The sequence below is a fragment of the Pseudanabaena sp. CCNP1317 genome, assembly GCF_034931345.1.
In the GTDB taxonomy this organism is placed as follows: Bacteria; Cyanobacteriota; Cyanobacteriia; order Pseudanabaenales; family Pseudanabaenaceae; genus Pseudanabaena; species Pseudanabaena galeata.
This window is the reverse complement of sequence record NZ_JAYGIF010000018.1, coordinates 1-22,533: the sequence shown is the minus strand read 5'-3', so window position 1 is coordinate 22,533 and position 22,533 is coordinate 1. Positions and strand designations below refer to the sequence as shown.

Below are 22,533 nucleotides of genomic sequence, written 5' to 3'. Positions count from 1 at the left end.
TCATTATTAGCTAAAATGTTGTGGTGCTACAATTGATTGGCGATCGCTCCAATTAACCAACGCAAACGATTATGTTACAGACAATCCAAGGCATAATCATTTTAAATTTGTATTGTAAAATATACTAAATTAAACTCTAAGTGTATGAATATCAAGCTAGATTTACCTAATCCATTAGATCAAGAGCTGTCTTTGGAAGCTACAAGGCTAAATGTGTCTCTTCCAGATTATATTCTCAAGGTGTTGATGCTGAGACGCGATTGGTTAGAGGAAGTGGAAGATGCTGAAGATCTTGCCGATGCGAGAATTGCTTTACTGGAAGATGGCTTTATCCCTTTGATGGATGTAAAAAGGGAACTAGGAATTAGTTAGATGGCTACGAAGTTGGGTTTAAGCCTTCTGCTTTGCGAGAGATTCGGAAGTTGGATGAGGTTACACGCAAGGCTATTGTTTCAGAAGTTGAGTTGCTTGCGGATAATCCTCGTCCTGATGGTTGTAAGAAGCTAAAGGGAGAAAGTAATTTATATAGAATTCGGGTTTTGAGTGATTATCGTGTTGTTTATGAAATACAGGATCGGCGGTTGATTGTGACTGTGGTTAAGGTTGGTCATCGGCGAGATGTGTATCGATAGCGATCATCTCTAATCCCATAAAGTCAGATCGCTTTACCAGTATTAGCTAAAATGTTGTAGTGCTACAATTGATTGGTGATCGCTCAAATTAACCAGCGCAAACGATTATGTTACAGACAATCCAAGGAATATATCGGAACGGAAAGATCGAATTAGCAGAAGTTCCTCAAGATATCACGGAGAGTCAAGTTTTTGTGACTTTCTTTAAGCCTGAGTCAGTTAGTCTTGCTAGTCAGTTTATGTCGTTTGGGATGTTTTCAGGTTCTCAACAATCGACTGAAGCTGATTTTAGAGATGCTGAGTTTAATGGCAATGTTGACGAGGATTTTGGCTGGGTGTGATTCTCGCAATTATGAAATATATTCTTGATACCCATGCTTTAATCTGGTTTCTGGAAGGTAATCCTCGTTTAGGTTTAACTGCTAAAGAAATTCTTTCGGATTCAAGTAGTGAATTGATTTTACCTGCGATCGCTTTGGCGGAATCAGTATGGATTGTGAGTCGTGGCAAAACTTCGATTCCTTCTGTTGATGCTTTGTTAAAGGTAGTGAAGCAAGATAAACGAGTCGCCATCTATTCACTCGATTCTGAGGTAATTGAGAAAAGTGTCAGCCTCATTTCTATCAATGAGATGCACGATCGTCAAATTGTATCAACTGCCTTGGTAGTAGAGGAGCAAGGAAATCAAGTAGCTCTTTTGAGTTGTGACCAGAATATTTGTGCTGCGAATTTAGCTAGGATTATTTGGTAGTTTGATCGCCATGTGCCTTCTAGGGAAAGAGTCTGTCCTGCTTGATTGGCAAAGTTACCGACTACGGTGATTAGGTCTTGAGCCTTTGGTACTTTTAGCCGCGCTACGGTATAGCCTGTCTCTTCGGAGTGAAAGGTTAGTCGTTCGATGATGCCTTGGAGGTAGTCGATGTTGTCAGGCATAAGCCATAAGGACGGATAAATTATGACCAGTCATCAATAGACAACTCTACAATTTGTCCAAAATCTGATTTGTTACGAGTGATTAAAGTTGCATTGTTTGTCAAGGCGATCGCGGCAATTTTGAGATCCATATTTCCTAGACGGGGATAGGCTTTGCGTAAGCGTTGATGTTCTAGGGCAGATGCGCGGCTAAAAGGGATAATGGCGATCGCTTGGTAATTGATTGCTAGTTGTTGTAATCCTTGATAGGCAAAGATTTGTTCATCTAATGTTTTTGCTTTAGCTAAAAAAGCGAGTCTTCCTCTAATCTGCTCTTCGTAGGTAATGACGGTAACGGCAACATCAGGATCTTCTATCTCTGAAAGTTTGGCTAAGATTCGCTTTCCTTCTTGTCCATTGCGCTGAATCAGGCTGAGATGATCGGTGTCAAAAATATACATGATGCTCTATTCAGCAGTTTTGCGCCATTCTTGTCCGAGACGACTTGCTTCGTCAAAGGTAGGATCGTTTTCAAAGCTACCTGCGACTTTTAACCACCAAGGTGTTTTCTTCTGCACAAATACAGATAGCACCTGTCGCATTTGCGCGAGTTCTATTTCTAATGCGGCAACTCTATTTTCTAGATGTTGTGATTTGTCTTCAAGCTGTGGAGAAAGCATAGAAGTCTTTGGTTTGCTAAGGTTATGGGGCTATTATAGCAAGATGCTTGCAAGTGTAAATTTACGCGATTGCCTAACTAATCGTCCCTAATCGCACAACGTCATAAATCATTGCGAATATTAGCTAAACCAAAATGTTGTTTGGTAATCGCCTGACTAATCGCCACCTCCTGTTCCTTAACCGCAGTCTCGCGCAGAGTCGCCAGACTGCAAGGGAACTTTTGGATATTAGAATGGAAATTTTAATTTAAAATGTTGAGAGCATGGTTAAAAAATAGAATGGAACTAGTAATTCTTTTGTATTGATAAAGATAGACAAATGGAAGTTCAATAATCTATCACCAGTTTAGACTCATTTAATTTTGTAGTATTTCTTCAAGCAATCAGCGTATATTCTAGGAAAGAGTTTTAGGGAATTAATTTGGATAACTACAAGCAACTTATTACTGAAATTGATGCGATTAACCAAGCTTGGCACGCTATGCAAAAGCTATTAACCAAAGAATCACCAATTACAACATCTTTGCGAGATATTAAAGGGCGATTACAGTTAAGGTTGCTGCGTGAATTTTCAGATCGCGTTTATCTCGCTCCAGATCCAGATCCAACTCACCCGTCAGAAGAGCCTCTCTATAGCGTTAAATTACGGATTCCAGTAACTATTAGTATTGAGGGCAATGCTAAAAAGTTTGACGATGCCAAGCATTTGCCAGAGCGAAAAGTTGAAATTTGGTTAAAAAAAGGCTTGGTAACAGAATCAGAATTACGAAATTGGCTCAATATTAGCTAAAAAAATTAAGTTTAGGAATTCAAATAAATGCTAGAATTTTGAAGAAAATTGTTGGGGGTATTTCGATGCAATGGGATTTGGGCAAAATTTGGGGGGATGGTTGGGTTTTTTATGTCCCAACGATTGCAATTTTTTTGGGTGGATGTTGTTGGGAATGGTTCAAGTCATACCAACCTAAAAAGAAAGAGTTTGATGTCTTGGAAGACAATCTAAAAATCCTCAAAGACAATAAGAATGAAGGTATCTCGTTCAAAGATCACGAAAAATGGTTTAAAGAACATCTCTTATCTGAAAAAGCTGATCCAAATGATCACAAATTTCGTTTACAGCAGTACCCAAGAGAGATTGTAGTTATACCACGTACTTCCCTGCGATTTCTTCCACCGATTTTGACAGCGCTCGGTGTTTTGGGGACTTTTTATGGAATGTCTGTAGGTTTGATGGGAGTCAAAATTGATGCTGGCAATGTTGAGAAATCTTTGAATAGTGCCATCACCTTAATTGAAGGCATGAAAACAGCTTTCTTTACTTCATTACTTGGTTTAGGTACTAGCACTATTTTGTCCGCTATTTTGGCGTATACAGACAAATTGAGAAGATATAAATGCTACAACCTTCGTAATCAACTGGACAAGATTGCTGTTTTAGAGACTCCTGAAAGAGCGATGTCTCGCCTTAATTTTGACTCAACAGCAGAGGCGGCAAAACAACTGTCAGGGCTGGCAAGTCAGTTTAATGCAGAGGCAATTGGTGCAGCCGTTGGTAAAGCGATCGCTGAAAAGTTTGATGATATCGTTGAGTTACGTCTAGCACCAACATTTACTCAAATTGCTGACTCACAATTGCGACTAGAAAAGCTTACTAATGATCAACGTGAAGTTCTTGCTAATCTAATTGGCAATATGAGAACAGAGCTAATTGTTCCCGTCACAGAAAGATTAGATCAAAGTTCTAGCCTATTAAATCGTAGTGCGGAAGTTTTAGAATCAGCATCAAATGCTATTCAAGTCTTAAATGAAGATTTAGCAGGAATTGCACTTAGATTGGCGGAGGCTTCAGTAACTCTTGAAGGTTTTCAAAGGCAAACTCTTGTTCAATTAATGCAGTTCGCTAACAGTCTTCAAGATACACTTACTCAATTTCAAACCGCTACCCGTGATGTTTTGGTGGATACAGCTACAGAAATTCGTGAAGGAACCAACGCTATTTTGACTCAAGCGCAAATGACTTTTCAAGAGCAAAATGACATTTTGCGAACAGTAGGACAAGAAACTTCTGGCTTAATGATTAGCGCTAGAAAGTCTTTGGAATCAAGTCTTACTAATATTGATACTCGCTTACAGCAGATGAGTGACACTACACAGCAACAGTTAGAAACTTTTCAAGTTGCCTATCAGCGCAATTTACAAGAGTTTTTTGACCGTCAAAATAATCTACTGGAAGAGTCACTGGGTAAACAACGCGATGGTTTAGCTGGTGTTGTGAATAACTTAAATGTTGTGTTTCAAGAAGAATATCAGCGTAGAAATGAAATTTCAGAAGATTTGTCTCTTAAAGTAAAAGAAATTCAGAATGCCACCACATCTGTATCCCAATTAGTTGACTCAATGGAGGTATCTTATCCCATCAAAATGTCTCAGTTAGAATCAATTTCCCGCATTGTTGGTAGTCAACTTGAACAGTTGGAAATTAGCAATAATAAATTACATGATGGCTACCAAGTATCAATGGAATCTTTAGGGAAAATGCTGCAAGAGATGATTGATGGTGAGCAGAATTTCTTTAAAAAAGCTGATTCATCAATGGCGAAAGTATCTAGTGGTTTGCTAGAGGCTGCCAATGTTTTAGTGGAAGTAAACCGCGAGGCTAGAGGGAAATAGGTTATGGACGATCGCAAATTCCAGTTAGAACTTCCGCAAGAAGAAGAAGAAAATAGTGTCATGCTATCGATCGGTGATTTGATGTCAGGGTTGCTAATGGTGTTTGCCTTGTTGTTTATCATTGTGTTTGTCCAGTATCAGGTTGCTCTAGAAAAATCTAAGGAGTTAGAGAAGAAAATTCAAAAATATGAAGAGGCATTTAAAAATTTGCCTGAATTAGTTCGTAGTCGATTAGAAGACGCTATTGGTAAGGGTTCTTTTGCAGTCGATCCAAAAACAGGCGATTTGCAAATTGGTGATCGCATTCTTTTTGATGAAGATAGCGCAACACTAAATGCAAATGGCAAAATATTTCTGAAACAGTTTATTCCTGCCTATAGCAAGATTATTTTTACATTACCACCAGAATTAGAAAGTCAAGTTACAAGGATTTCTGTTGAGGGATCGACAAGTTCTTCAGGTAGCGATCGTGACAATATGGATCTGAGCTTACGCCGTGCTTCGGCAGTGTATCAATATATTTTTAATGATGCTAGTTTCCCAAGATTTGACACTAAAGATCGCTTGCGTGAAAGAATGCTTGTTGCAGGTAGAGGTGCATTAGATGCTAATAAAACTACAGTTGATCCTAAAGATCGACGTGTTACCTTTCGCTTTCAAGTGCGCCGTCCAAATTTCTTAGAGTCTGAAAAGCCATGAATCTCCGTTTGCAATTAATTCCCAAATCTTCTCCTATTGAGTTGGCTAAATTGGCTGATGACCTTCCACCAAGTTCTCAAAATATCCCAAGAATTGACCAAATTCTTGAAAAAATTAACAACGGACTATCTAATACTCTGTCGGCTGTTGATTGTTTTTGGTGTGTTTTTGACAAAACTTCTTGGGATAATGAGCGATCGCCACAAGAAGCAATTAATTCATCTAAGCAATTATGGGTTGCAGCAACACAGAATAAATTACTTAAATATTATTTATTGAGAGGTTATTTACGTTCTTATCTAGAAAATCAACCATTTTCTTCATCTCTTAAAGAAACTTTCGACAGTTTTGAAAATGCTTTGACTGAAAATGATGTCATTATTAAAGCAATTGCATTAATACCTATGATGGGCATTTCCTCAGTTGTATCTAATTCAGTAAAAGCCCAATGGGGGAAGTATGAAATTATAGGATTTATCCAAGAACATACTGGTTTAGTCACAATTGATTTATCAGAATTTACACTAGAAGTTGCAAAATACTTTTCAATAAAGTCCCAAAATGCTGCATTTAAGTTAGATGTTGAAAATGCCAACATGAGTAGTTGGCTGGTAAAATGCCTCAATCAAGAAACAGATATTCTTGGTAAACAAGCAGAAGCGGTTAAACTAATTTTAAATAAAGTTCGTAAAGAAGATGGAAGTGAATATCCAGAATTTGTCGAATGGCTAAAGCAAAATTATCAAAAAGGTGATCAGGCAAAACATCTCAATGAAGATGCAAGGCGTAAGTTAAGAGATTGGATCGGTGCAGTTAACTTTGCAGATTTTGAAAAACTAGTTGATATCATTTTGTATGGTGAATTTGTTGATGGTAAACTAGTTGTTAATACTAATAAATTTATATCTAAAGGCAATAGTAATCGTAAGTTGAAAAGCCGCAAAGATTTTTGGTCAAATTATAGAGATCGCTTCGAGGATATACGAATTTTTATACCAGAATTATCTAGAGAAAAAACAAGTAATATCCTTCATAACGGGGTAACAATTATTCGACCTGATGAGACTGGACTTATTACAGAGATTTGTATTTTTGATTTTAACAAACTGATTGTTGCTGAGTTTTTTAGGGGCAAAGGGAAAGATAGTGAGATGAGATTATTCCGTGATGAAGAACAAACCAGACAAATATTATTTAATTCTCCAACACTTTGCGTAAAGGATATTCGAGATCTTGGCGGAGAAGAAAAATACCATACTGGAGAGTGGCAGAAAGAATGCGAACGAACTCTGGCAGGGTATGGAATTTATCCTAATGATGGATTGACTGAGTTCACAATTTCTGGAAAAGATAAACGATTTTATAATAGAGATGGAGGGATATTATCGAAAACAAACAAAGTAATCCCTAATCGCAAAGTAATCCCTAACCCAGAACTTATACTTAGAAAGTCACCAAATATGTAAGAGATCTTTTATGGTTAATTTTTTGGAGATCGAGATTTTCTGTTGAGTATGGTGAGATCTAGCGGTAAGTATCCTTAATTGATGTACTGAAAACTCAAATAACGAGTACGCTAAAATTCTGTTTTAATCAACCGTCAAGTTTTGTAGAGCGGTTAGAGACTGATGATTTAGGCGATATCACTACACATCCTCAAAATCAGACCACTCAATCCCCAACTGTTTAATCGCCGCTCGTAAAGTTCCCAACTTTAAATCTCGACCACTCCAATCAGGAATAACAGTCGCTTTTTGCGTAACAGGATTAAACCACTTACGATGGAAACCACCACCACGCCTAGAAAGCTCCTCACATCCCAGTTTAGATAGCTTTTTCGCAACCTCTCTATAATTCATTATGCTGAAATAACAGTTTCTATCAGGGCTGGAGAATCTTGATCGGCAAATAGCAGATTATGAGGTAATTTTTTACCTAGATCATCATAAAGCTCCCGAATAGCCTCAAACGCATCGCGCACATTGACTAACACCTCATCAATAGATTCACCCTCAGTAACTAACTCTGGCAAAAGTGGCGAAGTCACCGTAAAACCACCCTCAGGCTGTGGAGTTAATAATAACGGGATTTTGTAGAGCATAGTCATAACGAGATTTGCCTAAATCTTAATTTGCAAAACTGCTATTAGGTTAGCATTTTAGGCTTGACTAGTAAAAGGCGTTAATTTCCCAAAAACTAAAACATCGCCTACACCAAACTCGTCTCAAGGCGCGATCGCTGAAAACTTAATTTCAACTTTTTGATTGAGAGCGCCAGCAATTTTCTGTAACATTGACAGCGAATGCCCATCATAATCAGCAGCATCAAGCAAGGGCGAATCACTGATTGTTTAGTACCAAAGCGATCGTTGTACAATGTTAGCAGTATCCAAATGCTAATGATTTTTTGTAGGACGGCAAAAATGAATGTGTCCATCTCCATAGACTTTTCCCAACTTAAAACAGTAATCTCGCAATGCAATCTACAAGAAAAGCTGGAATTATTGCAGTTGCTAGAAAAAGACACATTTTCAGTGAGATTCAATAAATTTTTAAGTTCAGTACAAACTAATGAGCTAAGTTTAGAAGATATTACTCAAGAAGTTGAAGCCGTAAGGCAAGCAAATTATCATGCAAGGTAATCCACTTCGCCTTGTTATCGACACGAATATTTGGATTAGCTTTCTCATTGGCAAATCACTTACAGGTCTTAGCCAAGCCATTATTAGCGATCAAGTAATCGTTCTATTTAGCGATGACCTATTTGGCGAATTAATTAAAGTTTTGAAACGTCCAAAATTTAAAAAATACTTTTCAGAAACCGCCATTGAAGATTTAGTCACACTTCTCTATGAAAAAGTTGAATTGATCGAAATTACTCACCATTTTGAAGATTGTCGAGATGCAAAAGATAACTTCCTCTTGGATTTAGCCGTATCAGGTCATGCAAATTACCTAGTCACAGGTGATGCAGATTTGTTGATATTAAACCCTTTTCAAGGTGTAGAAATTATTTCATACCAACATTTTCAGAATCTGATTTTAAAATAACTATTAAGAAGGAACACCAAACTCGTCTCAAGACGCGATCGCTGAAAACTTAATCTCAACCTTCTGATTGAGAGCGCCAGCAATTTTCTGTAACATTGACAGCGAATGCCCATCATTATCAGCATCCTCAAGTAAGGGCGATCGCCGATTGCTTAGTCCCAACGCGATTATTGGGGTTTGATGAGAGGCGATCGTGGTTAGATACAGAAGATTTAGGCGCTCGCTGTATAATAATAGCAGAGATAAAAAGATGAATTCTATTGATTAAAGGAGGAATGGGAATGACAGTGCAGCCTATAAACACCAAAATCAAAAATATTATCAAACTGCGATCGAACCATCCAGCATCGATCAGAGAGATGATTCAAAGTGACTTTGCGAAAAGATTACAAACTCTTGAATTAGGACTACAACAAACTCAAATACGATTACAACAATTTGAAACAAAATATCAATGGTCAACTGAAACATTTATCAATCTTTTTACCAGCGATCAACTACAGCATAGCTTTGACTTTGACGAATGGCTCGGAGAAGCATGGATGTTAGAAAAATTGCAACAAAAAATCGCAATTGTCAAGGGGATTGAATTTGTTGATTGAAGAATATTTTGCCAGAATTAGAAGTTTTCTGAACTGTTTAGCGATCGTGCAGAAATTCGAGCTTGAAACAGAAGCAAGAGCCGAATACATTGGATTTATTAGAGGTGTCGTATATTTCCAAGATCGAACTATCCTGCACATCCGAGAATTTGTGGATGTAGAATTATCAATTGATGGAGGTAAATATTCCTATCAATATATGGATCAAGATGATCAGCTAATCTTCCGTTATGATAATGCCCCCCATCACCAAAAGCTAAATATATCAACATTCCCACACCACAAGCATCAACAACAGGAGAACAACATTGTTCCATCAGAAGCACCATTTCTGGAAGAAATTTGTCAAGAAATTGAACAGATTATAAAACAAAAATATGGGAGCATAGGGTGACATCAAACTTGCTCTCAAGGCGCGATCGCTGACAACTTAATCTCCATCTTTTGATTGAGAACGCCAGCAATTTTATTTTCCGTAACATTGACAGGGAATGTCCATCATTATCAGCATCATCAATTAAGAGCGATCGCTGATTGTTTAGTACCAACGCGATCGTTGGGTTTTGTTTGAGGTTGATGAGAGGCGATAGTGATTAGGTACTAATGATTTAGACGATTCCAACGGTTATAAAACGTGAGTTCGATAGCCATTTGCGTCGTGCGAAGCACGACGCAAATGGCTATCGAACTGGCGTTAAATGAGTTGTAAGATTTTGAGGGTTTTGAGAGTGCGCCCTTTCGGGGCGCACTCTCAAAACCTATTTAGGATTGCTATATTCGATCGCCTGAAGCGTCACATGGCAGAATATCAGCTCCAACTTCTTAGTTGCACATTGCGTATAAACATTTACCATCAATCAACATTTTCTCAAACTCAGGTGCAGGTAATGGGGGGCTAAAGAAATAGCCCTGAACCTGATCGCAATTATTCTCTTTTAAAAACTGAATCTGCTCGGCAGTCTCGACACCTTCAGCGATAACTTGCAATGACAAACTATGGGCAAGATCGATAATGGCTAGGGAAATCGTCGCATCATGGCGATCTGTAGTGATGTCTTGAATAAAACAGCGATCGATCTTCAAGGTATTTACGGGAAAGTGCTTAAGGTAGCTTAAAGACGAATAGCCTGTACCAAAATCGTCGATCGCTACTTTTACGCCAATTGCCTGTAACTGAGAAAGTACCTGAATTGTAAATTCAGCATTTTGCATGATGATACTTTCTGTAAGCTCAAGTTCTAAGTGTTCTGGATCAATCCCAGTGTCTTGTAAGACCTTACCAATTAATTCTATTAGATTATTATCTGGACGAAAATGTTGACCAGATAGATTAACTGCCACAAATCCATAATCTATGTCTGCCTTACGCCACGCTTGCATTTGCTCACAAACTGAATAAAGAATTACTTCAGTCAAACGGAGCATTAGACCTGTTTGCTCAGCAACGGGAATAAACTTGCTTGGCATAATAATTCCTAAATCTGGATGTTGCCATCTGGCTAGGGCTTCCGCACCGACAATTTGACCAGATTGGAGATCCACGAGAGGCTGATAGAAAACCCGCAGTTCATTGCGATCAATGGCGCGATGCAGGCTATTGGCTAACGCCATGTATTCTGAAGACTGTACATTCAGATCTGAACTGTAGAATTTATAGCTATTCCTGCCATGGCTTTTAGCGTAATACATTGCTAATTCAGCATTTTTGATTAATCCCTCAGCATCCTGATGGTCTTCAGGAAAAATGGTGATGCCAATACTACTAGTAATAAAAACCTCATGTCCATACAAATTGTAAGGACGACTTAAGAGATCCAATATTTTTTGGGTTTCCAGTTTAATACTGACTGGATCTTTGACATCAGAGATGATCAGTGCAAATTCATCACCCTGTATCCTTGCGACCATATCGCATGGGGCTGCATAACGTCTTAGACGTTCGGCGATCGCTTTAAATAATTGATCGCCAATATCATTGCCAAGTGTGTTGTTGATGATATTAAAATTGTCCATATCCAGAAACAACAAGGCTAGAGCCTTGTTATTGATCTTGGCGTGTAATACAGCTTGGCTTAATGATTCATGAAAAAGGATGCGATTTGGTAGTTGAGTCAAACCATCATGGTGAGACAAGTATTCAAATCTTTCCCCCACAGCTTTGATTTCATCATAGTAATGCTCTCTAACGGAGTTGTACTTTTGCAATCGTGAGGCGATCGCCCCTAACAATTCCGCAGAAGTAAATGGCTTAGTAAGATAGTCATCTGCGCCTAGTTGCATCGCTTGACGCATATCCGCTTTTTCGGTCATAGCCGTTAAAAATATAAACGGAATCATTGATGTTTTTGGCTCTTGGCGCAGCGCAACTAGGGTTCCATAACCATCCAGTTCGGGCATTGCGATGTCACAGATAATCAAATTTGGTAAATAGGTTTTGGCGATTTGGACACCAACAACTCCATTCTCTGCGCCCAGTACATCAAAACCTTCGTAGGAGAGAGTCTCCATGATTTCTTCGCGCAAAGCTTCTACATCTTCGATGACTAGAATTGTGGTCATAATTGTATCTATTCCTTTAGGTAAGGTAGTTTTACCTTTACAGTTGTTCCCTTGTTTTCAACACTATTAAGTTGAATTGTTCCCCCAAGAATGTCCACTGAATTTTTGATAATTGCCATCCCCAATCCAGTTCCTACAATCATACCAACATTGTGGGCGCGATAAAAATGGTCAAAAATCTTTTCTTGATCGATTTGAGGGATACCAATCCCATGATCTTGAAACTCCAACAAAAGTTTTGATACGCGATCATTGGTTGACGAGATTGTAAACTTGACTTCACTGGCATTAGGCGAATATTTAATTGCATTGGACAATAAATTGGAAATGATTTGCCTGAAGAATTTAGGGTCAATTCTTACTTTGGTAGGAATATTTATATTTTTAAAAATAACTTGATGTTTACCATTTCCTAGCAACTTAGTTTGTTCAATAATTTCTAGACAGAAATCTTCAAGATTGATCTCTTCTAACTGTAACTCAAATCTTCCTGATTCAGTTTTGCCGATGATTAATACCTCTTCTAAAAGGTTAGTCATGCCTTTAACTTCACGTTGGATTTTATCAATTCTCTCTAGTTTTTTCTCGTCTGACATTTTATGACCATAATTTCGCAGTAAATCACTTGCCGTCTGAATCGTAGCTAGGGGTGTGCGAAATTCATGGGAGGCTCTAGAAATAAATTGGGATTTGAGTTCATTTAGCTCTTTCTCCTTTAGCAAAGCTCTTTCTAGTTGACTGAGACTTTGTTCTAGTTGCTGGGTGCGATCGGCAACTTGTCTTTCTAGATTTTTATTAAGGTCTTGGACTCTTTCAAATAACTTTACCTGTTGAATGGCGATCGCTACATGATTAGCTAACTGTCTTAGCAAATCAATTTCAAATTCCTCCCATTGACGTGGTGCAAAGCATTGATGGGCAATTAATAATCCCCATAACGTATCACCAAAGGCAATAGAAACTACAATATTTGCTTTTACTTGAAAACATTGCAAAAGGTCTTTATGACAGGGGGTTAAATCTTCAAGATCCACATCATTTATACTTGAAATTGATCGATTTTGATATTTCTGTATATTCTCTTGATTAAAGCAGGCATCATTAATTGTTTTTCCAAGAATAGATAATGCTGGATCATTAATTGCTTCCACCACAAATGCACCACTCCAATCTTCTTTAAATTGGTAAATAACCACACGATCAATGCGTAATAATTCTTGGGCTTCTTTAACAGTAATGGCAAGAATTTGATCAAGATTTAATTCGCATTGAATTTTAAGTAAAATTGCATTCAATAAGCGTTCTCTTTCACCTTGATAACGTAGTTGAGTCTCCACTTTCTTACGCTCGGTAATGTCGTAATAACTACTCAAATACATCCGTTTGCCTTTGTAGGCCATTAACCTTGTAGAAACTAAGACATCTTTAAATGTGCCATCACGATGACAAATGCGAGTTTCGACCGTCATCGCTTGCCCAGTTTCCTGTAAATGTTGCAATCGTTGCAAAGCTTTGTCATGTTCAGCGCGATCGGGATAGAGGAAAGTTGTAAAATCATGGCTGGCATTTGCTTCCGTAAAGGTATATCCAGTAAGATTTTCCATGCCAGCATTGAAAATCGCAAAATAGCCTGAATCATCACTAAAGGTAATCCCTTCTTTGATCGATGTTAGAACTGTCCGTAACCGCTCTTCACTTTCAAGGAGTCTTTGGGTAGATTTAACTTGATCGGTAATGTCGGTTTGAATGCCAATGTAGTTAGTGAGGTCGCCATGATCGTTAAATACTGGCGCAATGTACAAATCATTCCAAAATGGTGTGCCATCTTTACGATAGTTAAGTAAGACAGCATGACATTCTCGCTTTTCTTTAATTGCGTTGTGTAAATCTAAAAGTCCGATCTGATTGCGATCGCCTCCTTGCAAAAAGCGACAGTCCCGTCCTAGCACCTCAGCCGCACTGTAACCTGTAATCCTCTCAAAGCTAGGATTCACATAAATCATCGGATTATTGGGCTGAGTCGCATCGGTAATGACGATTCCGTTAGAGCTTGCCGCGATCGCTCGTTCACGTAATTGTAGAGATTTTTCCACCCGCTTCCGTTCTGAAATGTCTCGCAATGAGGCGACCACATAAACTCTACGATCTTCATCCATGGTCTCAGACACACGCATTTCCGCCGAGGTGGTACGACCTCGGTTGAGAATGTCGATATCTGTGCTTTCGCCTGCTACTACAGGTAGTCCAAAAGTCTCACCGATAATATCGTCAGATTTACAGCCAAACAGGATTTCAGCAGACTGATTGACGTAGCGGACAATACCTTCATGATCAACTACCACAAAGGCATCAGAGACTTCACTTACTAAATGGCTGAATTTTTTTTGGTTAAATTCTTTAATCTTTGATTTGGATAATTCTAGGGACGTAATGTCTTGGCAAGTACCAACAATTTGTTGGGAATGATCGTTGCTATCAATCCTTAGGGATAGCGAAATCGATAACAGTCTATTTGTCACCAAATCAAGTTGTGTTGAAAACACAGCAACTTGCTGTGTTTTCAAGCATTGAATAACATGCTCATTTAACAACTGAGCAAATTCTAATGGTAAACATTCTTTTGGCTGCAAGCCAAATATATCAACGGTTTGATCGATGCTCCGTTCCCCGAAAATGAGATGAACAAAGATAAGATTGGCATTCACAAATCGCAATGTCAATGATTGATGATCTTGTTCCTTTCCATCTGATACTTGCAAGTTTGACTCTATAGCCAAAACAAAAATACCGCATTGAACATAATCTAGGATATTTTGCATAGTCTCGCTTTGCCTCTACCAAATACCAAGGGTTCTGCGATCTAATTAAAGAGATGCTTCTCTGTGGTGTAGTTTCGTTGCACTCCAGAAAAATATCTTTTTATCTTACTTCGACACCCTAACCTAAAACATAGCAACTATGCTTAAGGCTTCTTGGCTCAACTATAATTGCGATCGCTATACCTTTACATTAATTATTTATGAATTTAACGCTCTCCGTTCCTTCCATCGGTTGCGCTAGTTGTATCGAAACTATTACCAAAGCAATCCAAACTGTTGATACCTCGGCAATAGTTACAGGTGACGCTGCAACTAAGTCTTTAGATATCGAGAGTCAATTAACTGAAGTCAAAATTCGCGAACTAATTGCGATCGCAGGTCACAAAGTCGCTTAAAAGTGGAAGCCGTGAGAATCACGGCTTCTACTTTTAAAGATCACAATACTCGCCTCTAGGTACATTAAAATCCCCAGACTTACCGCCACTCTTGTGGATCAACCTTGTATTTGAGATAATCATCGTTTTTTCGAGCGCCTTAGCCATATCGTAAAGGGTTAAAGCTGCGATCGTGGCAGCAGTCATCGCTTCCATTTCCACCCCAGTTTCCGCCTTAGTTTTGACCTCAGCTTCTATCTGATAGCCAGGAATATTTTCATCTAGCATAATTCTGACATCGACACTAGTTAGATTCACAGGATGACACATGGGGATCAAACTAGCGGTTTGTTTCGCAGCCATAATTCCTGCTAGTTTTGCCGTGCCTAACACATCTCCCTTTTTTACATTCCCTGCTTGGATTGCGTCCAACGTTGTTGTTTTCATAGATATCTCGCAAACAGCGATCGCCCGTCTTACCGTTTGCGGTTTATGCGTCACATCCACCATCTGAGCGTTACCACTTTGATCAAGATGAGCGAGTGACTGAAGAATATCCGTATCCATAAAAACTTTGCCGAAATTAGCTCAATAATATAAAAAACAAAACAAGAATCTAAAGAATTTAGCAGCAATTCTCTTCGTAAAAATCGTTTTTTTTGAAAGCTCACCTAGGACGAGCCTTCAAAAAGGTCTAATTATTTGTAGGATGCATTAGTGCAACTTAACGCATCAATTTCTTAAAAATCATGGGTTACGCTATCGCTAACCCATCCTACAGTTAATTTCAACAACTTACTTAAGAACCATTTAGCGATAAAAAGACTCTTTACCTAGTACAAAAGTTTACCCGAATTATGACTGAGACTGTAAAGATTGAGATTTATGCCAATAATCTTGATGAAACTCAAGCGATCGCCACCAAACTAGCTCAAATCGTGACCGCAGGGACAATTATTCTGCTCGAAGGTAATCTTGGCAGTGGCAAAACCACTTTTATGCAAGCCTTTGGTCGCGCCCTTGGGATTAGCACCACGATCACTAGTCCAACATTTACCCTAATTGATGAATATACGGAAGGTCGCCTGCCACTTTATCACATTGATCTTTATCGACTAGAGCCTCCTCAAGTTCCCAGCTTGCATTTAGAAGAATATTGGCGCGGCGAAGATTTTCCCCTTGGTGTAGTAGCGATCGAATGGGCTAGTAAACTACTTGTCATTCCACCACAGCATCTCAAGATTAATCTCGCAATACCATTGCAAGCATCTCCAATGCGATCGCCTGAGAAGCAATCCCCCAACCTTGAGCGATCTCCAGACGAGGACGAAGAATTTTTGGAGGATTTACCCGAAGAGCGCTTAATTCAACTCATTGCCCAAGGTTCAGCCTATGTTGCCCTGCTCAATCAGGCAGACTTTAGTAACTTTCAGCGCCTACGGCGCTGAAAGTTATACCAAAACACAAAATAGCTAAGCTATTTTGTGTTTTTAAAACCCTTACTGGGTTTGGTTTTTAATTCACAAAAGCGTGGCAACACTTGCGTGAATTGGTATTACTAGTCTTTATCTAGGGAGTCTGACTTATCAGTAGTTTCACCACTACTCTTTACTTCATCTTGAAATCCACGCAAAGCTTGTCCTACACTGCGACCAATTTCAGGGATACGCTTTGCCCCAAAAATTGCCACACCCACAAGCGAAATCACAATTACCTCAGGCCAGCCAATTCCAAACATTTCTCTTAGATCTCCTCAAATGCATCTGCTATGCTTTTATTCTCTATGTAAATGTCAAATAAACGTACCTAAAAATAATGGATTCAACCATTACTTGGACACTTGGCAGCACCGAACCAGATGCTGAAGCCAATCTCGCCCGCATTGCCCAATGGTGGACATCTCTTGCGGGGCAAGAAATTATCTGGCAACAACGCCCCTTAACCGAAAATAGCGATCGCAATGCGATCAACTGGAATAAGCAAGCTCTCGACGAAACCTTTGCAATTCAAACACCAAGCCTCCGAGGTATTACCCTCTATTGGTATAAGCCCAATAGCCCCGACGAACGCAATATCTCCGTCGGTTATTTTCAACTCAATTTATTTACTCAACAGTTAGACATCCTGCCATCTTCAGGTCGCAGCTATCAACTCCGCATCACCCTCCCCAAAATCGTCTACCAAAAAATTCAAATCTCCGATCCGCAGTTTGGTAGCATCATTCAACCTAATGGTGATGCAGTATTACTATTTCGTGATGAAAAACAACGATTAGAAATTCAAGTTGATTTAAGCGCCGTAAATGTCGATTTACTTAAACAAAAGCTTTCATCTTGAAATAATTAAGAATCTATAGCTATAGCCACCTGTAAACCCAAATATTGTGAGGCGGCGCTTCGAGCCGCCTCACAATATTTGGGTTTGGGTATTACGTCCTAACAAGAATGGCGACAGCTATAAATGAAATTTATTGACTAATGTTACGTGGATAGAATTCCTACGATCATCTAAGTCTAGGGCTTGCCCTGTGGCATAGCCCCTACAAAAATCTACAAAAATCTAAATTATTGGAGTAGGGGCAATCCCCCCGTGGTTGCCCTGTCGTGCTAGCAACAAGAGATTCATCATCTGAGTTCCACGTAACATCAGTTATTGAAAGGTAGATCAAGATTCAAAATCTTTGTCTAGATCCTTCCGCAGGGCAACCCTATAAACATTAATAAAGGTAAGACATGTTTTTATAAAATCTAGCCTATGATTTGTGCATATTTGGCAAACAAACTTGGCTAAGGGTAAATCTATGACACCTCAAGAACTCCCACCTCCGATTAGTCCTCGTCAGATGGATATGCTTCGGGCTGTAGCCGCAATGGCATGGGCTGATGGCAAGCTGGAGCCTGATGAAATTCGGCTAATGCTTGATGAATTTGCAATGTTATTTGCCAAGACCGATGCAGAACGTAATGCGCTGAAAACCCGTCTCAAAGATTATTTAGGACAAAATATTCCCCTAGAAGAAGTCGTCCCCAACATTAAAAGTATAGAGGATCGCAAAATGACCCTCAGGCTTGGCTACCAAGTGATCCAATCTAGTCGGCGCAATCCTGATGAACCCATGATCAACCTTGATGAAGCCGCAGCTTATCAAAGACTTGTTCGGATACTAGACCTTCCGCCCGAAGTTGTCGCTGACATTGAAGCTTCGATCCCCCCTACCGAAGAAACTCATCCCAACGGAATTATTCAATCTCTTGCCTCAAGGCTACACAAGTTACTTGGGAATGCAAGTTAATACTGATGTTACGTGGAAGCAATTCCTGCGATTTCGGAAGTCTGGGGCTGGCACGGGGGCGCAGCCCTACAGAATCTAAATTATTGAGGTAGGGGCAATCCCCCCGTGGTTGCCCTGCTTCTCTAGCAGCAAGCAATTCATCATCTGAGTTCCACGTAACATCAGTTAATATTTAGATACGTGGAATAATGAGATTGGGGCTTGGAGATCAGTATCTTTACAAATATGTTAATAAAAACGTAAGTTTGACGAAAGCGAAAAATGGTAAGAATAGCTAAGCTATTCTTACCATTTTTCGCCATTTACGGCGAGCGAAGCTCGCCGTAAATGGCTATATCGAACTCACGTCACGTTAACAAAAGAATCGGGTTTTAATGGCGCAGCTTTGCCGCTAAGAACTGATTCTTTTATTTTTGCGGATTACTTAGTTGCAAATTGCTTTAGATTTTGGGAATAAATTAATTACAATAACTAAGTCATTATGCTGATTAGCAATACCTATCGCCACAAACTCGGATAGAGTGATTACTTACAGAAAAATTTTAAGAGCTACGAGCAGCCACTATGCGGGATGGAACTGATCTTCAGCAAAAAATTATGTCTGCCCCATTCTTTGTGGGGCTACCTGATGAATCCGTAATTAGGGCAACAGCGCACATGGTCACGCGCAGTCATCCAGCCGATCAAGTAATTTTGCTAGAAAATGATTGGGGTAACTCAGTCTATTTCATCTTGGAAGGCTGGGCAAAAATTCGCACCTACAATCTGGATGGTAAAGAAATAACGCTAAATATTCTCGGATTTGGCGAGATGTTTGGTGAAATGGCTCCCCTCGATCAAGTGCCGCGATCGACTGACGTGATTACCCTCACCCCCACAACTATCGGCAGCCTGCCAGCTTCAGATTTTGTACATTTGATTGAAACAGAACCAACCGCAGGCATACATTTAGCAAGGCTCATGGCAAAGCGCCTCCGCCAAGTTAATCGACGTTTACGCTTGCGGGAAGCTGATAGCACTTCTCGCGTTGCCGATGTCCTGCTCTTTCTGGCTGAAGGTCAAGGTACAAAAGTCAGTGGTGGCTTAGAAATCCCCAATTTGCCCCATCGAGAACTTAGTAGTCTAAGTGGTTTAGCTAGAGAGACAGTAACTCGCGTACTGGGCAAGCTAGAGCGCAAAAATTTAATTCAGCGTATTCCCGATCGCGATGTGTTGTGTATCCTCAACCCTGAAGGCTTAGAATCATTGATGGTTTAAATCAAGTGGTTTAAATCACAATATGGCGCGAATCAGCACCTTTTGATCTGTTATTATTAGGCTCGTTATTTGGTAGGTAAGAAGTATAAATGCTGAATCCAGTTGATTTCAGCGGTAGACCGTTTCATTTTGTAGGTATTGGCGGGATCGGGATGTCGGCGATCGCCTATATCTTAGCGAAGCAAGGATTTACGGTATCTGGCTCAGATCTTAGTAGCAATCGCATCACTCAAAAGCTACAGGATCTTGGTGTAAAGACATTTCAAGGGCATCATGCAGACAACATCGATCTAGCAAATGCTCCTCAAGTGGTCTGTTCGACTGCGATCAACCAACAAAATCCCGAATTTCAGGTGGCTCTGGCTAATCGCTTGCCAATTTTGCATCGTTCTGATTTATTAGCCGCTTTGATCGAGCAATTTCAAGCGATCTCGGTTGCAGGAACGCATGGCAAAACGACAACCAGTAGCTTAGTAGGATTTTTACTGCTCAAGGGAGGAATAGATCCCAGTATTATCATTGGCGGTGAAGTTAGCGCTTGGCAAGGCAACGCCCGTTTAGGCAATGGCAAATATCTAGTTGCTGAGGCTGATGAATCCGATGGCACGTTGGTGAAATTCTTGTCTCACATTGGCATCATTACCAACATTGAGTTAGACCATCCTGATCATTACCACAACCTTGAACAGGTCATTGAAATTTTTCAGACTTTTGCAAAACGTTGTGAAGTTGTCGTTGGTTCTATTGATTGCCCCACGGTGAAGGAGCATATTCGTTTAGATCTAACCTATAGTTTGAGTGATCCTTTGGCTGACTATACGGTAAATGATGTGCAGTACAGCCCTTCAGATACCCAAGCCTTAGTGATCGAACGGGGCAAACCTTTAGGGCAAATTTCGTTAGGACTCCTTGGTAAACATAACCTTAGTAATGCTCTAGCAGCGATCGCAGTGGCGCGTTATGTGGGCGTTGAGTGGCAAGCGATCGCTGATGCTTTACCTGATTTTGTGGGTGCTAGTCGCCGCTTTGAGATTAAAGGTGTGCAGAACGGGATTACTTTTGTCGATGACTACGCTCATCACCCTAGTGAAATTATTGCCACGCTTGCCTCAGCCAGACAACAAAATACTACTAGTCGGGTAGTTGCCATCTTTCAGCCCCATCGTTATAGCCGCACTCATCGATTTTTATCAGAGTTTAGCCATTCCTTTACCGATGCTGACATGGTGATTGTCACTGATATCTATGCCGCCAGTGAACCCAACGATGGCAAGATTACAGGCTCACAAGTTGCTGAAGCGATCGCCTCTGTGCGAGATCAAGTACATTACTTGCCAACCCTCAAAGATATCCAAGCATTTTTAGTAAAAAGACTACAATCTGGAGATCTCGCCGTATTTCTTGGGGCTGGCAATCTCAATCAGGCGATCGCGCCCACAATGAAAGAAATAGAGGAATTGCCAAGCGATTCCTCTATCAATTAGTTTTACTCCCAAGCCAATGTCACTCGATCTTCACACCCAAACTCCAATTCGCTCGAACGTATCTCTGGCAGGGCTAACTTCGATGCGTGTCGGTGGCGCGGCTGAATACTTCATTTCACCGCGCACATCTTTAGAGCTTGCCGATAGTTTGGTATGGGCAAGCTCTAGAAATTTACCGATCACGATTATTGGCGCAGGGAGCAATCTCTTAATTAGCGATCAAGGTTTATCAGGTTTAGTCATCTGCACTCGCCACCTACGCGGGATTGAGTTTGATGAGCAATCTGGACAGGTTACAGCCGCTTCTGGTGAACCTGTAGCCCGTTTAGCCATGCAAGCGGCTAGTCGTGGTTGGTCAGGTTTTGAATGGGCGGTTGGCATCCCCGGAACGGTAGGCGGATTAGTGGTGATGAATGCGGGAGCGCAGGGCGGTTGTGCGGCGGATTGTGTGGTATCAGTACAGACTGTTAACTTGACTGGTGAACCTAAGCTAATTTATCCCCAAGACTTAGATTTCAGTTATCGTACCTCTGCTTTACAAGCATCATCACAACTAGTCACAGAGGCAACTTTCAAATTGCAGACTGGTGGTGATCCAGATGCGATCGCTGCTGACACTGAGGCAAAGCTCAAAGTGAGGCATACTACGCAGCCCTATCACTTGCCTAACTGCGGTAGTGTTTTTCGTAATCCTTTACCTCAATTTGCAGCAAGACTCATCCAAGACGCTGGACTGAAAGGCTATCAAATCGGCAATGCTCAAGTTTCAGAACTACATGCCAATTTCATCGTCAATCTTGGTAACGCAAAAGCCAACGATATTTTCAGTCTCATAGAACACATTAAAACAGTAATTAGCGATCGCTATGGGGTTGTACTGGAAACCGAAGTTAAAATGATCGGCTATTTCTAAATGTTCAGGGCTTCCCAGCGATCGCATTTATCTATAGATAGATTTAAGATTTAACTATTTACATTACGCAATACTTCAATGTAATCTAGATGGATAGGCTTAGGCTTATATATAAAATTTCATAACTTATTCATTCCCAAAAGGATTATTTGCAATCATGACAACAGCAGTACAAAGACGTGAAAACACGTCACTGTGGGATCAGTTTTGCAATTGGATCACCAGCACCGAAAACCGCCTCTATGTAGGTTGGTTCGGCGTAATCATGATCCCTTGCTTACTCTCCGCCACCATTTGCTTCATCATCGCCTTCATCGCCGCACCTCCAGTCGATATCGACGGAATCCGCGAACCAGTAGCAGGCAGCTTGCTATTCGGAAACAACATGATTTCTGGCGCAGTTGTTCCTTCTTCTAACGCGATTGGCTTGCACTTCTACCCCATTTGGGAAGCAGATAGCCTTGACGAATGGCTATACAACGGTGGTCCTTACCAATTGGTAGTATTCCACTTCTTGCTCGGCATTTTCTGCTACATGGGACGTGAATGGGAATTGTCTTACCGCCTCGGTATGCGTCCTTGGATCGCAG

General features: G+C 40.2%; 27 protein-coding genes and 4 pseudogenes. 20 read left to right on the top strand and 11 right to left on the bottom strand.

From position 1 onward, the window contains the following. Window positions 1–144 precede the first annotated feature (144 nt). The 4 genes and pseudogenes from VB775_RS08060 (at window position 145) to VB775_RS08045 (ending at window position 1,383) form a co-directional block, all read left to right on the top strand. Window positions 145–372, top strand: a complete 228-nt coding sequence (locus tag VB775_RS08060) for a hypothetical protein (RefSeq protein ID WP_281006111.1) — start codon at window positions 145–147, stop codon at window positions 370–372. 23 nt (window positions 373–395) lie between these two features. After that, window positions 396–632, top strand: a pseudogene (locus tag VB775_RS08055) (type II toxin-antitoxin system RelE family toxin); the annotation flags it as partial. A 107-nt stretch (window positions 633–739) separates the two neighbouring features. After that, window positions 740–973 carry a hypothetical protein gene (locus VB775_RS08050; protein ID WP_281006110.1) on the top strand — a complete coding sequence of 78 codons (234 nt, stop codon included), beginning with the start codon at window positions 740–742 and terminating at the stop codon, window positions 971–973. Further along, the gene (locus VB775_RS08045) at window positions 970–1,383 is read left to right on the top strand and encodes a type II toxin-antitoxin system VapC family toxin (RefSeq protein ID WP_281006109.1); all 414 of its coding nucleotides are present in this window, start codon (window positions 970–972) and stop codon (window positions 1,381–1,383) included. Before VB775_RS08050 ends, VB775_RS08045 begins: the two co-directional genes overlap by 4 nt. Here the strand turns inward: VB775_RS08045 and VB775_RS08040 are convergent. From VB775_RS08040 to VB775_RS08030, 3 genes and pseudogenes are all read right to left on the bottom strand, one after another. Then, window positions 1,383–1,565 (bottom strand): annotated as a pseudogene (locus tag VB775_RS08040) (hypothetical protein); the annotation flags it as partial. The gene VB775_RS08045 and the pseudogene VB775_RS08040 overlap by 1 nt on opposite strands. A 20-nt stretch (window positions 1,566–1,585) precedes the next feature. After that, window positions 1,586–2,005 (bottom strand): type II toxin-antitoxin system VapC family toxin, encoded by a 420-nt coding sequence (locus VB775_RS08035; RefSeq protein WP_281006107.1) that lies wholly within the window; start codon window positions 2,003–2,005, stop codon window positions 1,586–1,588. Between the two features lie 6 nt (window positions 2,006–2,011). Beyond that, window positions 2,012–2,224 (bottom strand): hypothetical protein, encoded by a 213-nt coding sequence (locus VB775_RS08030; protein WP_281006106.1) that lies wholly within the window; start codon window positions 2,222–2,224, stop codon window positions 2,012–2,014. Window positions 2,225–2,645: 421 nt separating this feature from the next. On the opposite strand from VB775_RS08030, the gene VB775_RS08025 reads away from it, so the two are divergent. The 4 genes from VB775_RS08025 to VB775_RS08010 all read left to right on the top strand — a co-directional run bounded on the left by VB775_RS08025 (window position 2,646) and on the right by VB775_RS08010 (window position 7,059). Next, window positions 2,646–3,014 carry a hypothetical protein gene (locus VB775_RS08025; protein WP_281006105.1) on the top strand — a complete coding sequence of 123 codons (369 nt, stop codon included), beginning with the start codon at window positions 2,646–2,648 and terminating at the stop codon, window positions 3,012–3,014. 197 nt (window positions 3,015–3,211) lie between these two features. Continuing rightward, complete coding sequence (locus tag VB775_RS08020) at window positions 3,212–4,894, top strand: hypothetical protein (RefSeq protein ID WP_323216722.1); 1,683 nt, start codon at window positions 3,212–3,214, stop codon at window positions 4,892–4,894. Window positions 4,895–4,897: 3 nt separating this feature from the next. Beyond that, entirely contained in the window at window positions 4,898–5,593 is a 696-nt protein-coding gene (locus tag VB775_RS08015; protein WP_281006103.1) for an OmpA family protein, read from the top strand. Continuing rightward, window positions 5,590–7,059, top strand: coding sequence for an EH signature domain-containing protein (locus VB775_RS08010; RefSeq protein WP_281006102.1), 1,470 nt, complete (start codon window positions 5,590–5,592; stop codon window positions 7,057–7,059). The genes VB775_RS08015 and VB775_RS08010 overlap by 4 nt, the downstream gene beginning before the upstream one ends. Window positions 7,060–7,239: 180 nt before the next feature. Here VB775_RS08010 and VB775_RS08005 read toward each other — a convergent pair whose 3' ends face one another. The 3 genes from VB775_RS08005 to VB775_RS07995 all read right to left on the bottom strand — a co-directional run bounded on the left by VB775_RS08005 (window position 7,240) and on the right by VB775_RS07995 (window position 8,029). Further along, window positions 7,240–7,452: a type II toxin-antitoxin system HicA family toxin gene (locus VB775_RS08005; RefSeq protein ID WP_281006101.1), complete on the bottom strand. Its 213-nt coding sequence runs from the start codon at window positions 7,450–7,452 to the stop codon at window positions 7,240–7,242. Next, window positions 7,452–7,694, bottom strand: a complete 243-nt coding sequence (locus tag VB775_RS08000) for a type II toxin-antitoxin system HicB family antitoxin (RefSeq protein WP_323260528.1) — start codon at window positions 7,692–7,694, stop codon at window positions 7,452–7,454. The genes VB775_RS08005 and VB775_RS08000 overlap by 1 nt, the downstream gene beginning before the upstream one ends. Window positions 7,695–7,801: 107 nt before the next feature. Then, window positions 7,802–8,029 (bottom strand): hypothetical protein, encoded by a 228-nt coding sequence (locus VB775_RS07995; RefSeq protein ID WP_281006099.1) that lies wholly within the window; start codon window positions 8,027–8,029, stop codon window positions 7,802–7,804. Between VB775_RS07995 and vap15 the strand changes: the two genes are divergently transcribed. Both vap15 and VB775_RS07985 read left to right on the top strand, forming a co-directional pair. Then, complete coding sequence (gene vap15 / locus VB775_RS07990; RefSeq protein ID WP_281006098.1) at window positions 8,016–8,234, top strand: type II toxin-antitoxin system VapB15 family antitoxin; 219 nt, start codon at window positions 8,016–8,018, stop codon at window positions 8,232–8,234. The two genes, VB775_RS07995 and vap15, sit on opposite strands and share 14 nt — an antisense overlap. After that, on the top strand, window positions 8,224–8,643 hold the full coding sequence (locus VB775_RS07985; protein ID WP_281006097.1) for a putative toxin-antitoxin system toxin component, PIN family: 420 nt from the start codon (window positions 8,224–8,226) through the stop codon (window positions 8,641–8,643). The genes vap15 and VB775_RS07985 overlap by 11 nt, the downstream gene beginning before the upstream one ends. Before the next feature lie 27 nt (window positions 8,644–8,670). Here VB775_RS07985 and VB775_RS07980 read toward each other — a convergent pair. Next, window positions 8,671–8,806 (bottom strand): annotated as a pseudogene (locus VB775_RS07980) (transcriptional regulator); the annotation flags it as partial. A gap of 118 nt (window positions 8,807–8,924) precedes the next feature. Here VB775_RS07980 and VB775_RS07975 point away from each other — a divergent pair. Beyond that, window positions 8,925–9,245 (top strand): hypothetical protein, encoded by a 321-nt coding sequence (locus VB775_RS07975; protein ID WP_281006095.1) that lies wholly within the window; start codon window positions 8,925–8,927, stop codon window positions 9,243–9,245. Continuing rightward, window positions 9,235–9,639 carry a toxin-antitoxin system TumE family protein gene (locus tag VB775_RS07970; protein ID WP_281006094.1) on the top strand — a complete coding sequence of 135 codons (405 nt, stop codon included), beginning with the start codon at window positions 9,235–9,237 and terminating at the stop codon, window positions 9,637–9,639. The genes VB775_RS07975 and VB775_RS07970 overlap by 11 nt, the downstream gene beginning before the upstream one ends. 428 nt (window positions 9,640–10,067) lie before the next feature. On the opposite strand, the gene VB775_RS07965 is transcribed toward VB775_RS07970, so the two are convergent. Further along, window positions 10,068–11,804: an EAL domain-containing protein gene (locus tag VB775_RS07965; protein ID WP_281006093.1), complete on the bottom strand. Its 1,737-nt coding sequence runs from the start codon at window positions 11,802–11,804 to the stop codon at window positions 10,068–10,070. A gap of 8 nt (window positions 11,805–11,812) precedes the next feature. Further along, window positions 11,813–14,623, bottom strand: coding sequence for a PAS domain S-box protein (locus VB775_RS07960; protein WP_281006092.1), 2,811 nt, complete (start codon window positions 14,621–14,623; stop codon window positions 11,813–11,815). Between the two features lie 200 nt (window positions 14,624–14,823). On the opposite strand from VB775_RS07960, the gene VB775_RS07955 reads away from it, so the two are divergent. Further along, complete coding sequence (locus VB775_RS07955) at window positions 14,824–15,018, top strand: heavy-metal-associated domain-containing protein (RefSeq protein WP_281006091.1); 195 nt, start codon at window positions 14,824–14,826, stop codon at window positions 15,016–15,018. A 33-nt stretch (window positions 15,019–15,051) separates the two neighbouring features. On the opposite strand, the gene moaC is transcribed toward VB775_RS07955, so the two are convergent. After that, the gene (moaC, locus tag VB775_RS07950; RefSeq protein WP_281006090.1) at window positions 15,052–15,564 is read right to left on the bottom strand and encodes a cyclic pyranopterin monophosphate synthase MoaC; all 513 of its coding nucleotides are present in this window, start codon (window positions 15,562–15,564) and stop codon (window positions 15,052–15,054) included. A 290-nt stretch (window positions 15,565–15,854) separates the two neighbouring features. Between moaC and tsaE the strand changes: the two genes are divergently transcribed. Then, window positions 15,855–16,445 carry a tRNA (adenosine(37)-N6)-threonylcarbamoyltransferase complex ATPase subunit type 1 TsaE gene (tsaE, locus tag VB775_RS07945; protein WP_281006089.1) on the top strand — a complete coding sequence of 197 codons (591 nt, stop codon included), beginning with the start codon at window positions 15,855–15,857 and terminating at the stop codon, window positions 16,443–16,445. Between the two features lie 110 nt (window positions 16,446–16,555). On the opposite strand, the gene tatA is transcribed toward tsaE, so the two are convergent. Next, window positions 16,556–16,735, bottom strand: coding sequence for a twin-arginine translocase TatA/TatE family subunit (tatA, locus tag VB775_RS07940; protein WP_281006088.1), 180 nt, complete (start codon window positions 16,733–16,735; stop codon window positions 16,556–16,558). A gap of 77 nt (window positions 16,736–16,812) precedes the next feature. Between tatA and VB775_RS07935 the strand changes: the two genes are divergently transcribed. The 6 genes and pseudogenes from VB775_RS07935 to VB775_RS07910 form a co-directional block, all read left to right on the top strand. Next, window positions 16,813–17,334 (top strand): hypothetical protein, encoded by a 522-nt coding sequence (locus VB775_RS07935; RefSeq protein ID WP_281006087.1) that lies wholly within the window; start codon window positions 16,813–16,815, stop codon window positions 17,332–17,334. A 463-nt stretch (window positions 17,335–17,797) separates the two neighbouring features. After that, the gene (locus tag VB775_RS07930) at window positions 17,798–18,289 is read left to right on the top strand and encodes a TerB family tellurite resistance protein (protein WP_281006086.1); all 492 of its coding nucleotides are present in this window, start codon (window positions 17,798–17,800) and stop codon (window positions 18,287–18,289) included. Between the two features lie 564 nt (window positions 18,290–18,853). Next, window positions 18,854–19,546: a Crp/Fnr family transcriptional regulator gene (locus VB775_RS07925; RefSeq protein ID WP_281006085.1), complete on the top strand. Its 693-nt coding sequence runs from the start codon at window positions 18,854–18,856 to the stop codon at window positions 19,544–19,546. An 89-nt stretch (window positions 19,547–19,635) separates the two neighbouring features. Then, entirely contained in the window at window positions 19,636–21,030 is a 1,395-nt protein-coding gene (murC, locus tag VB775_RS07920) for a UDP-N-acetylmuramate--L-alanine ligase (protein WP_281006084.1), read from the top strand. A 16-nt stretch (window positions 21,031–21,046) separates the two neighbouring features. Continuing rightward, a complete protein-coding gene (gene murB, locus VB775_RS07915; protein WP_281006083.1) occupies window positions 21,047–21,943 on the top strand; it encodes a UDP-N-acetylmuramate dehydrogenase in 897 nt (298 codons plus the stop codon). 157 nt (window positions 21,944–22,100) lie between these two features. Next, window positions 22,101–22,533 (top strand): annotated as a pseudogene (locus VB775_RS07910) (photosystem II q(b) protein); the annotation flags it as partial.